Here is a 15,136-nt window from a genome sequence, read left to right as displayed (position 1 = left end):
CGGGGGCCGGACGTCGGTCGATCAGGGGAGGTGGACGACCAGGTGGAAGCCCAGGTCGGTCGGGGTGCCGGCCGAGTTGCGGGTCTGCACGAAGACCCCGTTGGGCGTGCTGAGCCGGGGCGCGACCGAGATCTCGCCGGCCGGCGGGATGCAGCAGGCGTCAGCCCGGCCGACGGTGGCCACGAAGACGCCCGACGTGACTGTGTAACCGAACTGGACCTCGTACTGGCCGACGCCGTACTTGATGACGGTGCCGACGCCGCGTGCCTTGGTGCCGTTGGAGTTGACGACGACGACGCTGGTGCTGGCGACCAGCGTGGTGGCAGCACCCGACTTCAGCGCGGCCTTCGCCATCCGGGCCGACTCGGCGGTGACCGGCGGCTGCGAGTTCGTGCCGCGGGCCGCCGGCTGGACGGCCTCCTGCGGCGCCTTCGCCGACGGCTGGGCGATAGCGATGCCCCCACCAGCCAGGCTGAGCGCCAGGACGGCGAACGTGACCGCTGCCGCCTTACGTCGGAAAGATGTGCTCATGACAGGTCCCCCTTGTGTGACCGTGCGAATTCGGCCGACCCGCGGGGCGGGACGGATGACTGCCCTCAAATAGGCGACACGACGACGGCAGGGCGGGGGCAAGTTGTTTCTCCTGCACCCAGTGAGGTTGATTTCTCAACGAGTTTCAACCCATCTGAGCTGGTATTACTACTCAGAGTTGCGTCGTTTAGGCCAGATGGAACGTAGCACCGGAAAAAGCCGGGAGTCAATAGTTGATCTCACTTTGTCGAGCTGTCAATCAGCCGTCAAATAATTGTGAAAGATGAGCGCGTCACCATTCACGAAATTGCTTCGGTCTTCTGAACTAGGATCAGCGCCATGATCGTCGACGCTCCGTCAACGCCCACTCCCACGCCGGGGTGGCACCGAAGCGCTCGGCTCCGCACGGCGGTCTGCTGGCTGGTGGTCGCCCCGACAGCCCTCTGGGCCGCCCTCCGACTGATCGGCCTGGACCGGGGGCCGCTGGTGCAGGCGCTCGCCTTCACGCCGTACGTCGCGGGCTTCAGCGTGCTGCCCCTGGCCCTGGCCCTCGCCCTGCGGCGCTGGTGGCCGGCGACCCTCGCGGCGGTGGCGGCGGTGGCGCTGCTCGGTGCCGTGGCACCCCGGGCGTTGGCCTCCGCGCAGCCGACGGTGGCCGGGCCGACCGTCCGGCTGCTCACCGCCAACCTGCTCGCCGGCGCCGGCGACGCGCCGACCCTGGTCGAGCTGGTCCGGCGCTACGAGGTGGACGTGCTCACCGTGCAGGAGTTCACCCCGGACGCACAGGCGACCCTGGATCGGTTCGGCCTCGACGGGCTGCTGCCGCACCGGCAGCTCAACCCGGAGATCGGCACACCCGGCTCCGGGCTCTACTCGCGGTGGCCGCTCACCGACGTTGGCCTACGGCGCAACCTCGGCGGCTGGGGCTTCACCCAGGCGCACGGCACGATAACCATCCCCGACGCGCCCCCGGTCCGCGTGGAGTCGGCCCACCCCTCGGCGCCGTACGCGGTTGATCAGGTGGGCGCCTGGCGTGCCGACCTGAAGGGTCAACCACCGGCCACCCCGGACGGCGGCCTGCAGATCCTCGCCGGCGACTTCAACGCCACCCTCGACCACAGCCCTCTGCGGGCCCTGCTGAGCACCGGTTACGTCGACGCCGCCGACGCCACCGGAAAGGGCCTGACCGGCACCTGGGGCCCGTACGACGGGGATCTCATCCCACCGGTCACCATCGACCACGTGCTCGTCGACCGGCGCATCGCGGTCCGGTCGGTGAAGGTGCTCGCCCTACCCGGCAGCGACCACCGCCCCGTCCTAGCCACCGTCACCCTCCCAACCCGGTAACCCCCTGCGGTCGTCACGCCCACCCAGCTGCGGTCGATCATGGAGTTGTGGTGGGCATTTTGGGAACGGAAATCCGTCTTGCGAAGCGCCACAACTCCATGATCGACCAGGTGGGTGAGGGTTAGACCGTGGTGGGGGCCAGGCCGTAGGTGAGGGCGTCGACCAGGGCGTGCCAACTCGCTTCGACGACGTTGGGGTGCACACCGACAGTGGTCCAGTCCCGGCCGGTGCCGTTGGCGGTCTCCAGCAGCACCCGGGTCACCGCGCCGGTGCCGTGGCTACCCTCCAGGATGCGCACCTTGTAGTCGGCCAGCTCGAAGTCGCGCAGCTGCGGGTAGTGCCGGGCCAGCCCCACCCGCAGCGCCTCGTCGAGCGCGTTGACCGGGCCATTGCCCTCGGCGGTGGCGATTACCCGCTCACCGCGTACCCGGATCTTGACGGTCGCCTCGGAGACCACCGCGCCGTCCTCGCGGTGCTCGACCAGCACCCGGTACGACTCCAGAGTGAACGGTCGGGCCGGGCTGCCCTCCGGCAACTCGGAGCGGACCAGCAACTCGAAGGAAGCGTCCGCGGCCTCGAAGGACCAGCCACCCGCCTCCAGCTCCTTGACCCGATTGGTGACCCGGGTCAGCGCCTCCGGACTGCCGGCCAGGTCCAGGCCGAGCTCACGACTCTTGAGCTCGACGCTGGCCCGGCCGGCCATCTCGGTGATCAGGATCCGCATGTCGTTGCCCACCACCGACGGGTCCACGTGGTTGTAGAGCAACGGGTCGACCTTGATCGCACTCGCGTGCAGCCCCGCCTTGTGAGCGAAGGCAGCGGCCCCGGCGTACGCCTGGTGGGTGTCGGGGGCGATGTTGGCGATCTCGGCGATGGCGTGCGAGACCCGCACCATCTGTGCCAGGCAGCCCTCCGGTAGGACGGGCATGCCCAGCTTGAGTTGGAGGTTGGCGACGACCGCGAAGATGTCGGCGTTGCCGGGGCGTTCGCCGTACCCGTTGGCGGTGCCCTGGACGTGGCGGACACCCGCCTCCACGGCGGCGATCGTGTTGGCCACCGCGCAGGAGGTGTCGTTCTGGGCGTGCATGCCGAGCAGCCCGGCGTCGACCCCCAGCCTGTCGGTCAGGTCAGCGATCACGGCGGTCACCTGGGACGGCAGCATTCCGCCGTTGGTGTCGCAGAGCACCATCCGCTCGGCGCCGGCGGCCAGCGCGGTCTGCACCACCGCCGCGCCGTACGCGGGATCGTGCCGGTAGCCGTCGAAGAAGTGCTCACCGTCGACGAAGACCCGTCGGCCCTCGCGGACGAGGTGACTGACGGTGTCGTGGATCATCGCGAGGTTCTCCGCACCGGTGGTGCGCAACGCGCGCTCGACGTGCCGGCTGTCGGCCTTGGCGACCAGCGCCACCGCCGGCGTCTGCGCGTCCAGCAGGGCACGCACCTGTGGGTCGTCGGCGACCGCCACACCGGCCTTTCGGGTGGCGCCGAACGCGACCAGGACGGCGTGCCGCAGGTCCAGTTCGGTGCGCGCCCGGCGGAAGAACTCGGTGTCCTTGGGCACCGCGCCCGGCCAACCGCCCTCGATGAAGCCGACCCCGAACTCGTCGAGCAGCCGGGCCACGGCCAGCTTGTCGACCACCGAGTAGGTGAGCCCTTCGCGTTGGGCGCCGTCGCGCAACGTCGTGTCGAAGACCTGGAACGTCATCAGGATCCTTTCTCGGAGCAACAAAAAGACCTCCCGCGGATGCGGGAGGTCTGCGCGCTCGGCGGAGGGGGGCCGGCGCGCTAGGTCGCAATAATCAGGGCGGTGCTGGTCACGATGGCCACTCTGCCACTCCGCCCGTGGTTTTGGGAGGAACAATCCATATAGCGGGACGGTCACTCTGGGTGGCCCCCAGCGCCGGGCGGAGCACGTACGCCCCGACGGGCCGCCGCCACACGGCGCGGCTCGGCGTCCCGCTGCGCCGCGGCCTCGGCCTCCCGCCGTTTCCGGCCCCCGGCGGACGGGTAGCTCCTGCGGGGACGCACCCACCTACGCCGAGACGATCGGCGACAGTCAGGAGTGAACGGCATGGACAGGATCGATCCCCACGCCACCCACGCCGGGCCGGACCCGCTCCGCGGTGGCGACCAGGGCACGGTGCCCGGCGGCGCGCCGGCCGGCACTTTCGACCCCTGGCGCTACCGGGACCAGGCCGGGGTGGCCGACGCCGACCTGGTCGGCTACAAGGTCGAGGCCACCGACGGTGGAATCGGCAAGATCGACAGCGCCAGCCACGAGGTGGACGGCAGCTACCTGGTCGTGGACACCGGCCCCTGGATCTTCGGTAAGAAGGTGATGCTGCCGGCCGGCACCGTCAACCAGGTCGACCACGACCAGCGCACCGTCTCCGTCGACCGGACCCGCGACCAGATCAAGGCCGCCCCGGAGTACGACGAGACCAGCCACAGCGACCCGAGCTACCGGGACCAGCTGGGCGGCTACTACGACGAGACGTACGGTGCGCTTCCACCCGGCACGGCACGCTGACGGTTCGGCCCCGACGGCCGGTGGGGCACGGACCCACCGGCCGTTACCGTGAGGGCGTGGACGCCATCGACGACAGCCGACAGATCCCGCTCCCCGCCACCTTCAACTTCCGCGACGCCGGCGGCTACCTCGGGCACGGTGGCCGACCCGTACGCCGTGGTCGGCTCTACCGCTCCGACTCGCTGCACCGCCTCACCGAACAGGACCGGGACGCGTTCGTCGCGATCGGCATCCGCACGGTCATCGACCTGCGCCGCCCCACCGAGGTGGAGCGGGACGGCCGGGTGCCGGCATACCAGGGGCTGACCTACCGGCACATCCACCCGGAGCACGACGACTGGGCGGGCGTGCCGCACGAGGAGGGCGCGAGCCTGGCCCGGTACCTCGCGGACCGGTACGCCGCCCTGGCCCAGACCGGCACCGCCGGGCTCGCCGAGGCCGTCGGTCTGATCGCCGACTCCGCCAACGCCCCGGTGGTGGTGCACTGCGTCGCCGGCAAGGACCGCACCGGCATCGTCTGCGCGCTGACCCTCGCCGTGCTCGGCGTCGACGACGCGGACATCACCGCGGACTACGCGCTCAGCAGCGAGGCGTCGGCCCGGTACAGCGCGTGGCTGGCCTCCATCAACCCGGACGGCGGGGACCTGCCGGCGCCGTTCCTGGCCTCACCCGCCGAGGCGATGCAGATCTTCCTGGACGAGCTGCGCGAGGGGCACGGTTCGGTCGAGGCGTACCTGCGGCACGCCGGCGTGACCGACGAGCAGCTCGCCGCCCTCCGCGACCACCTGCTCGCCGAGCCCACCGAGGCGTAGACCGCCGAGGTTCCGGACGCCTGTACCGGTCCGACTGCCCCGGCCCGTCCCTCTGGACGGGCCGGCGCAGCGACGGATGTCAGAAGACCCGCTGCACCCAGCCGTGCGGGTCGGCGGCCTCGCCACGCTGGATCTCGACCAGCTGCTGACGCAGGGCCATGGTGACCCGGCCGGGCTCGCCGCCACCGATCAGGAACTCGCCGTCCGGGAAGCGGACCCCACCGATCGGGGTGACCACCGCGGCGGTGCCGCAGGCGAACACCTCCTTCAGGCGTCCGCTGGCGGCGTCGGCCTGCCAGTCGGCGAAGCTGACCGGCCGCTCCTCGACCTGGTGCCCGGCCGCCCCGGCCAGCGCGAGAATGGCATCGCGGGTGATGCCCGGCAGGATCGTGCCGGTCAACGGTGGGGTGACCACCGTGCCGTCGTCGTAGACGAAGAAGACGTTCATGCCTCCCAGTTCGTCGACGAACCGGCGCTCCACCGCGTCCAGGAAGACGACCTGGTCGCAGCCGGCCTCGATGGCCTCGGCCTGGGCCGCCAGCGACGCGGCGTAGTTGCCGCCGCACTTGGCCGCGCCGGTGCCGCCGGGCGCGGCCCGGGTGTAGTCCGGGGAGACCCAGACGGTGACCGGCTTGACGCCACCGGTGAAGTACGCGCCGACCGGTGAGGCGATCACCATGTAGAGGTACTCGTTGGCCGGGCGGACGCCGAGGAAGACCTCGCTGGCGAACATGAACGGCCGCAGGTAGAGGCTGCCGTGCTCGTCGGTGGGGATCCACTCCCGGTCGATCTCGATGAGCTTGTGCAGCGAGTCGACGAACACCTCGGGCGGCAGCACCGGCATCGCCATCCGCTGCGCCGACGTGGCGAAGCGTGCGGCGTTGGCGTCCGGTCGGAACATCGTCACGCCACCGTCGGCCGTCCGGTACGCCTTCAACCCCTCGAAGATCTCCTGCGCGTAGTGCAGCACCGCACTGGCCGGGTCCATCGGGATAGGGGCCCGCGCCTCGACCCGGGCGTCGTACCAGCCCTTGCCGTCGGCGTAACGGACCGTGACCATGTGGTCGGTGAAGACGCGGCCGAACCCGGGGTTGGCCAGCAGGGCGGCCCGGTCGGCGGCCGATACCGGTGCGGGATTCGGACGGATCTCGAAGTCGAGCTTGTCACCACCGCTCATCGCGCTGACCTCCCTGCGGGACAACGGCATGCGGAATCGCACACCGACTTGGCTGTGCCAGAAACTTACCCCGAACGGTCGTTCAGCGGGTAGCGCCGCTCGGGCGAGACAGAGCGGCCCGGCCGGGCCGAGGCCGGGCCGGTCGCTGGTGGGGTCGGGTCGGTCAGGCTACGGCGTGGGCGGCGAGCCGGTCGCCTACCTCTTCGGTACGCAGCGTCACGCCCGGAGCGCGGGTGGCCAGCTCGACGGCGACCGACGCGTTGACCCGGGCCGCGGCCTCGGCGTGCCCGAGCTGCTCCAGCAGCAACGCGGCGGAGAGCACCGCGGCGACCGGGTCGGCGATGCCCTGCCCGGCGATGTCCGGCGCCGAGCCGTGTACCGGCTCGAACATCGAGGGGTACGCCCCCTCGGGGTTGATGCAGCCACTGGCGGCCAACCCGATCCCGCCGGTGACGGCGGCGGCGATGTCGGTGAGGATGTCGCCGAAGAGGTTGTCGGTGACCACCACGTCGTAGCGCTGGGGCTGGGTGACCAGGAACATGGCCGCCGCGTCGACGTGCTGGTATTCGGTGGCGATGTCCGGGTGCTCGGCGGCGACCACGTCGAAGGTGCGCGACCAGAGCGATCCGGCGTGGGTGAGCACGTTGGTCTTGTGCACCAGGGTGACCTTGCGCCGCTCGCGGCGGCCGGCGCGGGCGAAAGCGTCGCGGATGACCCGCTCCACGCCGTGCCGGGTGTTCAGGCTCTCCTCGGTGGCGACCTCGGCGGGGGTGTCCCGGTGCAGCGAACCACCGGCCCCGGCGTAGAGACCCTCGGTGCCCTCGCGCACCACCACCAGGTCGACCTCGCCCGGCTTCACGTTGCCCAGCGGGCCGGCGACCCCGGGCCAGAGCCGGGACGGGCGCAGGTTGACGTACTGGTCGAAGGCGAAGCGGAGCTTGAGCAGCAGCCCGCGCTCCAGCACGCCCGGCGGGACCGTCGGGTCACCGACCGCGCCGAGCAGGATCGCGTCGTGCCCGGCCAGCTCGGTCAGCACGGAGTCGGGCAGCACCTCTCCGGTACGGTGCCAGCGGGCGGCGCCGAGGTCGTACTCGGTGGCCTGCACGCCGGGCAGCACCGCGTCGAGCACCTTGCGGGCCTGCGCGACCACCTCGGGCCCGATACCGTCCCCGGCAACCACCGCGATCCGCGCCACGACCGCACTCCTCTGCTCAACGGGTTCTCCTCCGGGGCAACGGTACGTGGGTGTCCCGCCTCCCGGTACGCGCCTTCCATTATTCGGGACGCGCGGATGCACAGCACCCTCTCAGCTGAGACTCATGGGGCGGTCATGTCCGCTGCATACCGTGGTGGTCAGCGGGTCACGGGGGCCTGCCGACCATCGGCGTCGCGACGACGCGACGCCAAGCGCGAGGGGGTAGATGCGATGCGCATCGACGAGCAGCCGCGGACCCGCTGGCCGGACCCGGCCGCATTCCGCCACCGCCGGCCGGACCTCCGACTCGGCAGCCGTCGACACCGCATCGACCCAACCTCCGCCACCGATGGCCGGATCGCGGTGCAGCACACCGTTCGCACCGCGACCGCCGAATACACCCTCCTGCTCAACGCCCCCGCGTGGCTCGGCCGCCGCGGCGTCGGCGAGGCACTGCGGGACAGCGTGGCGGAGCTGCGCGCCATCGACCTCACCTACGGTCCCAACCGGCCGGAGAGCCTGGTCTCCCGCCTGCGCAGAGGCGAGATCAGCCCCGACTCGTACCCGCCACTCGCCGACCTGGTGGACCGCTGCACGGCCATGCGCGCCGCCACCGACGGGTGGTTCGACGCCTGGGCGGTGCCCGGCGGCTTCGACCCGGGTGGTCTGCTCGGCGGCTGGGCTGTCGAACGCGCCGCCGAGCGGCTTCGCGCCGCCGGCATCCACGACTACGCCGTCCTCACCGGTGCCGACCTCGTCGTTCGCGGCCACGCGCCGCACGGTGGGCCCTGGCGGGTCGCGGTGCACCACCCCACCGCACCCGAGCGCGCCCCGCTGGTGTTGGAGATGACCGCCGGAGCGGTCGGCACGTCCGGGGTGACCGGGCGGCAGGGGCACGTGGTGGACCCGCACACCGGTGAGCCGGCCGACCAGCTCGTCGCCGCCACCGTCGTGGGCCCCGACCTCACCATCGCCGACGCCTACGCCACAGCGCTCTACGCGGCCGGCCCCACCGGCCTGTCGTGGTTCCGTGGCAACTCCGACTATCGGGCGCTGTTCGCACACCGACGCTGAGAAGAACGCGGTCGCAGCGAGCCCGTCTCCCCGCGGCGCTCGGGCCCGATTCGCACCTCGGCCGCTAACAGGCGGCCGGACGGGCCAATGCGATCGGCCCCCACGGTCTCGGCAACGACCGTGGGGGCCGGTCAGCGACGAGTGCGCGTGGCTCGCACAATCGAGGGGTGCGGACCGGTCGGGCCGGACGTCGACCGCGCCACCCGAAGACGGGCCGGCGCCTCGAACTCGGCCAGTGACCGCAGACGTACGCTAGCGAATCGACGCAACTCGACGCAAGAGTCTCCACAGCGGACCGTCGTGACCGGAGACTGCGGTATCCGGTGGTTGACCCGGCGGCGAGGCAGTTTCGACATGGTGAACGACGGATGGCACGCTGTCCGCCGTGAGTTTCGATCTGAGCGTGTGGGCCCTGGAGCACGGGGCGACGCCCGAGGACGTACGGACAGCGGTCGACGGTTGCCGACAGGGGCGACACGTGGACCGTTACCCCGACCCGAGGGTGGTCAGCTTCTACCGCGCCATCACCGCCTCCTATCCGGACCGCCACCCCGGCCCGAACAGCCCGTGGGCGGTGGCGCCACTGCACGCCGCACACGATCACGTCGAGTTGAACCTGCACGCGACCTGCGCGGACCAGGTGCTGCTGGACATCGAACGGCTGGCCGGCGAGCACGGGCTGATGCTCTTCGACCCGCAGGACGGCTCGGTCTACCCGCCCCCGGCCCGGCTGCCCGGCTGACCTGACCGGCGGCTCGGACGGGAAATGACGAGGGGCCCGGCGAATCGCCAGGCCCCCCACAGTGTTTGTCGTCTGCTACTCGTCGCGCAGGTCCGCAGCACTGGCCGACGTGGCACCGATCGAGTCGGCGGCCGAGGTCAGCAGGTCCGCGCCGAGCGCCTGGTCGACGGTGAGCGTCATCAGCGTCTCACCGCCCGCCTCACGCCGAGCCACCTGCATGGCGGCGATGTTGATGCCGGACTCGCCGAGCAGGGTGCCGACGGTGCCGACGACGCCGGGCCGGTCGGCGTAGCGCAGGAAGAGCAGGATGCCCTCCGCGCCGATCTCCACGTCGAAGCCGTCCACCTCGGTCAGCTTGAGGACGTCCCGGGCACCGGAGTGGGTGACAGTGCCGGAGACGCTGACCGTACGACCATCGGGCAGTGCGCCACGCACAGTCACCAACGTGGGCTGCTCGGCCGTCTCGGCCAGGGTCGCCAGGGTGACCTCGACGCCACGCTCGGCCGCCAGGTGCGGGGCGTTGACGTAGGTGACCTGCTCCTCGACCACCGAGCTGAACAGGCCCTTGGTGGCGGCGAGCTTGAGCACCGACACATCGTGGCTGACGATCTCGCCACGCACCTCGACCGTGACGCTGGCGGCAACCCCACCGGCGACAGCGGTGAACGCCCGACCCAGCTTCTCCGCCAGCGGCAGCAGCGGCCGGACGTCCTCGGCGACCACGCCGCCGGCCTGCACGTTCACCGCGTCCGGGACGAACTCACCCTGCAACGCCAGCTTGACGCTCTTGGCCACGGCGAGACCCGCCTTGTCCTGCGCCTCGTGGGTGGAGGCGCCCAGGTGCGGGGTGGCCACCACGTTGTCGAAGGCGAACAGCGGCGACGAGGTGCACGGCTCCTTGCTGTACACGTCGACACCGGCGCCGGCGACCCGCCCCTCGGCGATCGCGTTCGCGAGCGCCTGCTCGTCGACCAGCCCGCCACGGGCGGCGTTGACGATGCGAACGCCGGGCTTGACGATCGCCAGCTCCTTCTCACCGATCAGCCCCACCGTCTCCGGCGTCTTGGGCAGGTGGATGGAGATGAAGTCGCTCTCCCGCAGCAGCTCCTCCAGACCGACCAGACGTACGCCGAGCTGCGCCGCGCGGGCCGGTTGGATGTACGGGTCGTACGCGATCAGCCGGGTGCCGAACGCGGCGATGCGCTGCGCGAAGAGCACCCCGATCCGACCGAGCCCCACCACGCCGACGGTCTTGCCCTGCACCTCGACGCCTGTGTACTTCGACCGCTTCCACTCCCCCGCCTTGAGCGCGGAGCTGGCGCTCGCGGTGTTACGCGCGACGGCCAGCAGCAGTGCGACGGCCTGCTCGGCGGCGGAGACGATGTTGGAGGTGGGCGCGTTGACGACCATGACGCCCCGGGCGGTGGCGGCCGGCACCTCGACGTTGTCCAGCCCGACGCCCGCCCGGGCGACCACCTTGAGTCGCGGCGCGGCGGCGACCGCCTCGGCGTCGATCTGGGTCGCGCTGCGCACGATCACGGCGTCGGCCTCGGAGAGCGCCGCGAGCAGGGCCGGACGGTCGGTGCCGTCGACGTGACGGACGTCGAAGTCGTGGGCGAGCACCTCGATGGCGGCGGGGGCGAGTTCTTCGGCGATCAGTACGACAGGATTCATCGGTCCTCGTAGAGGTCGTGTTTGCGATCGGCCCGGGCGGGCGGGGCGCCGCACTGCACCCTGCGCTGATCCGTGCCGTGGCCGTCAGGTGCCGGCTGCTGCACCTACCCGCGATCGTAGGTGGCTTGCTGCCCAGCATGTTCCGGTCTTCGGGGTGAGGGCCCTCACACGCCCGGTCTGGCGACGGACATCGACCATTCACCGGGCCGAAACGGTCCCGCCCGCCCACTGGCGCCATGACCCGCGCAACATCGGGGAAACTGCTGCCTCGAAGCAGCCTGAGGGCGCAATATCCCTGATGTTGCGCGGATCACGGAGGGCATCGAGCGCGTTGAGGGGCGGGCGGCGCATGGTCGACGGCCCCGGGCGACGCTGGGGAGAGCGCCGGCCGGGGCCGTCGGTGTCGCAGGATGCGTCAGGCGGTCTCGGTGATCGGGCGGTCGACCCAGCTCATCATGCCGCGCAGCTTCTTGCCGGTCTCCTCGATCGGGTGCGCCGCACCCTCGGCCTGCCACTTGGTGAAGTTGGGCCGGCCGGCCTCGTCCTCGGCGACCCACTCGCGGGCGAACTCGCCGGACTGGATCTCGCCCAGGATCTTGCGCATCTCGTCCTTGACCCGGGAGTCGATGATGCGCGAGCCGCGGGAGAGGTCGCCGTACTCGGCGGTGTCGGAGATGCTGTAGCGCATCTTCGCGATGCCGCCCTCGTACATGAGGTCGACGATCAGCTTCAGCTCGTGCAGGCACTCGAAGTAGGCGACCTCCGGGGCGTAACCCGCCTCGGTGAGCACTTCGAAGCCGGTCTGCACCAGTGCGGAGGCACCGCCGCAGAGCACCGCCTGCTCGCCGAAGAGGTCGGTCTCGGTCTCCTCGGTGAAGGTGGTCTTGATCGCGCCGGCGCGGGTGCCACCGATGCCCTTGGCGTACGCGAGGGCGAGGGCGAACGCGTTGCCGCTGGCGTCCTGCTCGACGGCGACGAGGCAGGGCACCCCCTTGCCGTCGGCGTACTGGCGGCGCACCAGGTGGCCGGGGCCCTTCGGCGCGACCATGGCCACGTCCACCTCGGCCGGGGGCGTGATCAGGCCGTACCGGATGTTGAAGCCGTGGCCGAAGAAGATGGCCTTGCCCGGGGCGAGGTTCGGGGCGATCGACTCCGAGTAGATGGAACGCTGGGCGGTGTCCGGTGCGAGCACCATGATCACGTCAGCCTCGGCGGAGGCCTGCGCCGGCGTGAGGACCCGGAAGCCCTGCTCCTCGGCCTTGGGACGGCTCTTCGAGCCTTCTGGCAGACCGATCACCACGTCGACGCCCGAGTCACGCAGCGACAGCGCGTGGGCGTGACCCTGGCTGCCGTAGCCGATCACCGCGACCTTCCTGGCCTGGATCAGGCCGAGGTCGGCATCGTCGTCGTAGAACACCTCAACGCTCATGAGAACTTCCCTTTCGTACGACGGCCGGGGCGGCCCGTCGTGGTCTGTGTTGATGGGTTCCGGGGCAGCCCGCCAGGGCCTACCGGGTGGCGGTCAGGCGGCCCGCAGCGCGGGACCGGCGGTGATCGAACGCGAGCCGCGCCCGATCGCCACCAGGCCGGACTGGACCATCTCCTTGATGCCGAAGGCTTCGAGATCGCGCAGCAGCGCGTCGAGCTTGTCCGGGGTGCCGGTGGCCTCGATGGTCAGCGTGTCCGGTGCGACGTCGACGACCCGGGCGCGGAACAGGTTGACGGTCTCCAGCACCTGGGACCTCGCGGACCTGTCGGCGCGGACCTTCACCAGCAGCAACTCGCGGGCAACCGAGACCTGGGGATCCAGCTCGACGATCTTCAGCACGTTGACCAGCTTGTTCAGCTGCTTGGTGACCTGCTCCAGCGGGGACGACTCCGCGTTGACCACGATGGTGATCCGGGAGACGTCCGGGTTCTCGGTCTCACCCACGGCGAGACTGTCGATGTTGAACCCGCGCCGCGAGAACAGGCCGGAGACCCGGGCGAGCACGCCCGGCTTGTTCTCCACGAGAACGGACAGAGTGTGCATCGTCATGCCACGACCTCGCTTCGCTCGGTCCTGGCACGCCCCTGCGCATCACTGAGCTCGATGATTCGTTCGCTTCGCTCACTCATTGTTAAATGTCATCCTCGTCGAAGGTCGGGCGGACGCCGCGGGCGAACATGATCTCGTCGTTGCTGGTGCCGGCGGCGACCATCGGCCAGACCATCGCGTCCTTGCCGACCACGAAGTCGATCACCACCGGGGCGTCGTTGATCTCCATGGCGGCGGCGATGGTCTTGTCCACGTCCGCCGCGTTCTCGCAGCGCAGACCGACGCAGCCCAGTGCCTCGGCGAGCTTGACGAAGTCGGGGATGCGGTGCTTGTGGGTGCCGAGCTCGGTGTTGGAGTAGCGCTCGTTGTAGAACAGCGTCTGCCACTGGCGGACCATGCCGAGGTTGCCGTTGTTGATGACGGCGATCTTGACCGGGATGCCCTCCAACGCGCAGGTGGCCAACTCCTGGTTGGTCATCTGGAAGCAGCCGTCACCGTCCACCGCCCAGACCACCGTGTCCGGCTTGCCGACCTTGGCGCCCATCGCCGCCGGCACCGCGTAGCCCATCGTGCCGAGACCGCCGGAGTTCAACCAGGTGTACGGCTTCTCGTAGGAGATGAACTGGGACGCCCACATCTGGTGCTGGCCCACCCCGGCCACGAAGATCGCGTCGGAGCCGACGATCTCGCCCAGGCGCTTGATCACGTACTGCGGGGAGAGCGTGCCGTCGGACGGCTCGTCGTAGCCCAGCGGGTAGCGGTTGCGCAGGTCGTCCAGTTGGGTCCACCAGTCACCCAGGTCGGTGCTGTGACCCGCCGACCGCTCGACGGTCACCGCGGCGATCAGCTCGTCGATGACGTGCTTGGCGTCGCCGACGATCGGCACGTCCACGTGCCGGTTCTTGCCGATCTCGGCGGGGTCGATGTCCGCGTGCACCACCGTCGCGTCCGGGGCGAACGAGTCCAGCTTGCCGGTGACCCGGTCGTCGAACCGGGCACCCAGCGCAACGATCAGATCCGCCTTCTGCAGGCCGTAGACCGCGGCGACAGTGCCGTGCATGCCGGGCATCCCCAGGTGCTGCTGATGCGAGTCGGGGAACGCGCCGAGCGCCATCAGCGTGGTGACGACCGGGATGCCGGTCAGCTCGGCCAGCCGGCGCAGCCCGTCGGTGGCACCGGCCTTGAGCACGCCGCCGCCCACGTAGAGCACCGGCCGGCGGGCGCCGGCCATCAGCCGCGCCGCCTCCCGGATCTGCTTGCCGTGCGGGTGCAGGGTGGGGCGGTAGCCAGGCAGGTCCAGGGTCGGCGGCCAGCTGAAGGTGGTCGGCGCCTGGAGCACGTCCTTGGGGATGTCGACCAGCACCGGGCCGGGTCGCCCGGTGCTGGCCAGGTGGAACGCCTCGGCCAGCACCCGCGGGATCTCCTCGGCGTTCTGGACGAGGAAGTTGTGCTTGGTGATCGGCAGGGTGATGCCCTGGATGTCGGCCTCCTGGAAGCCGTCGGTGCCGATCAACGGGCTGGCCACCTGCCCGGTGATCGCGACGATCGCCACCGAGTCCATGTACGCGTCGGCGATCGGGGTGACCAGGTTCGTCGCGCCCGGGCCGGAGGTGGCCATGCAGACGCCGACCTTGCCGGTGGCCTGCGCGTACCCGGTCGCCGCGTGTCCGGCGCCCTGCTCGTGCCGCACCAGGATGTGCCGGACGGTGGAGTCGTAGAGCGGGTCGTACGCGGGCAGGATCGCGCCGCCCGGAATGCCGAAGACGACGTCGACGTCGAGCGCCTCGAGGGACCGCACGAGCGAGCCGGCCCCGGAGACCTGGGCCGAGGCGGTGGGTCGTACCGCCGGGACGGCCGGGGTGGCCGCGCTGCGTGCGGCGGCCGGGTCGACGTCGACGGCGGGGTCGGCGGAGGCGCGGGCCCGGCGGGCGGTGTGGGCGAGGGTCTCGGGCGTGGGTCTCGTCATGACGGTTCTGGCCTTCGGCTGGAGTGGCTGGTGGCTAGTCAAGCGATGCG

13 protein-coding genes are annotated in these 15,136 nt (G+C 70.9%); 5 read left to right on the top strand and 8 right to left on the bottom strand.

Going from position 1 to position 15,136, the window contains the following annotated elements; all coding sequences use genetic code 11:
* Positions 1-21: 21 nt before the first annotated feature.
* Positions 22-531: a hypothetical protein gene (locus tag KBX46_RS09365; protein ID WP_210792132.1), complete on the bottom strand. Its 510-nt coding sequence runs from the start codon at positions 529-531 to the stop codon at positions 22-24.
* Positions 532-870: 339 nt separating this feature from the next.
* Between KBX46_RS09365 and KBX46_RS09360 the strand changes: the two genes are divergently transcribed.
* Positions 871-1,878 (top strand): endonuclease/exonuclease/phosphatase family protein, encoded by a 1,008-nt coding sequence (locus KBX46_RS09360; protein WP_210792131.1) that lies wholly within the window; start codon positions 871-873, stop codon positions 1,876-1,878.
* Positions 1,879-1,999: 121 nt separating this feature from the next.
* On the opposite strand, the gene cimA is transcribed toward KBX46_RS09360, so the two are convergent.
* Positions 2,000-3,583 (bottom strand): citramalate synthase, encoded by a 1,584-nt coding sequence (gene cimA / locus KBX46_RS09355; RefSeq protein ID WP_210792130.1) that lies wholly within the window; start codon positions 3,581-3,583, stop codon positions 2,000-2,002.
* A gap of 366 nt (positions 3,584-3,949) precedes the next feature.
* On the opposite strand from cimA, the gene KBX46_RS09350 reads away from it, so the two are divergent.
* Complete coding sequence (locus KBX46_RS09350) at positions 3,950-4,408, top strand: hypothetical protein (RefSeq protein WP_088951510.1); 459 nt, start codon at positions 3,950-3,952, stop codon at positions 4,406-4,408.
* 56 nt (positions 4,409-4,464) lie between these two features.
* Positions 4,465-5,220 (top strand): tyrosine-protein phosphatase, encoded by a 756-nt coding sequence (locus KBX46_RS09345; protein ID WP_308159435.1) that lies wholly within the window; start codon positions 4,465-4,467, stop codon positions 5,218-5,220.
* A 79-nt stretch (positions 5,221-5,299) separates the two neighbouring features.
* Here KBX46_RS09345 and KBX46_RS09340 read toward each other — a convergent pair whose 3' ends face one another.
* Both KBX46_RS09340 and KBX46_RS09335 read right to left on the bottom strand, forming a co-directional pair.
* Positions 5,300-6,397, bottom strand: coding sequence for a branched-chain amino acid aminotransferase (locus KBX46_RS09340; protein WP_088946555.1), 1,098 nt, complete (start codon positions 6,395-6,397; stop codon positions 5,300-5,302).
* Between the two features lie 163 nt (positions 6,398-6,560).
* A complete protein-coding gene (locus tag KBX46_RS09335; RefSeq protein WP_210792128.1) occupies positions 6,561-7,592 on the bottom strand; it encodes a 3-isopropylmalate dehydrogenase in 1,032 nt (343 codons plus the stop codon).
* A 231-nt stretch (positions 7,593-7,823) separates the two neighbouring features.
* Between KBX46_RS09335 and KBX46_RS09330 the strand changes: the two genes are divergently transcribed.
* Together KBX46_RS09330 and KBX46_RS09325 are read left to right on the top strand one after the other, a co-directional pair.
* Positions 7,824-8,666: an FAD:protein FMN transferase gene (locus KBX46_RS09330; protein ID WP_088946553.1), complete on the top strand. Its 843-nt coding sequence runs from the start codon at positions 7,824-7,826 to the stop codon at positions 8,664-8,666.
* Between the two features lie 385 nt (positions 8,667-9,051).
* Positions 9,052-9,408 (top strand): hypothetical protein, encoded by a 357-nt coding sequence (locus KBX46_RS09325; RefSeq protein WP_210792127.1) that lies wholly within the window; start codon positions 9,052-9,054, stop codon positions 9,406-9,408.
* Between the two features lie 75 nt (positions 9,409-9,483).
* Here the strand turns inward: KBX46_RS09325 and serA are convergent, their stop codons facing one another.
* From serA to KBX46_RS09305, 4 genes are all read right to left on the bottom strand, one after another.
* Positions 9,484-11,082 (bottom strand): phosphoglycerate dehydrogenase, encoded by a 1,599-nt coding sequence (gene serA, locus KBX46_RS09320; protein ID WP_088946551.1) that lies wholly within the window; start codon positions 11,080-11,082, stop codon positions 9,484-9,486.
* A 415-nt stretch (positions 11,083-11,497) separates the two neighbouring features.
* Complete coding sequence (gene ilvC, locus KBX46_RS09315) at positions 11,498-12,511, bottom strand: ketol-acid reductoisomerase (protein ID WP_088946550.1); 1,014 nt, start codon at positions 12,509-12,511, stop codon at positions 11,498-11,500.
* A gap of 93 nt (positions 12,512-12,604) precedes the next feature.
* The gene (gene ilvN, locus KBX46_RS09310; RefSeq protein WP_088946549.1) at positions 12,605-13,120 is read right to left on the bottom strand and encodes an acetolactate synthase small subunit; all 516 of its coding nucleotides are present in this window, start codon (positions 13,118-13,120) and stop codon (positions 12,605-12,607) included.
* 82 nt (positions 13,121-13,202) lie between these two features.
* Entirely contained in the window at positions 13,203-15,086 is a 1,884-nt protein-coding gene (locus tag KBX46_RS09305; RefSeq protein WP_141908174.1) for an acetolactate synthase large subunit, read from the bottom strand.
* Positions 15,087-15,136 lie beyond the last annotated feature (50 nt).

The organism is Micromonospora sp. C81, from assembly GCF_018070425.1.
Classification (GTDB): Bacteria; Actinomycetota; Actinomycetes; order Mycobacteriales; family Micromonosporaceae; genus Micromonospora; species Micromonospora zamorensis.
The sequence above is the reverse complement of the archived record's forward strand: the minus strand, read 5'-3'. Positions and strand labels throughout refer to the sequence as shown.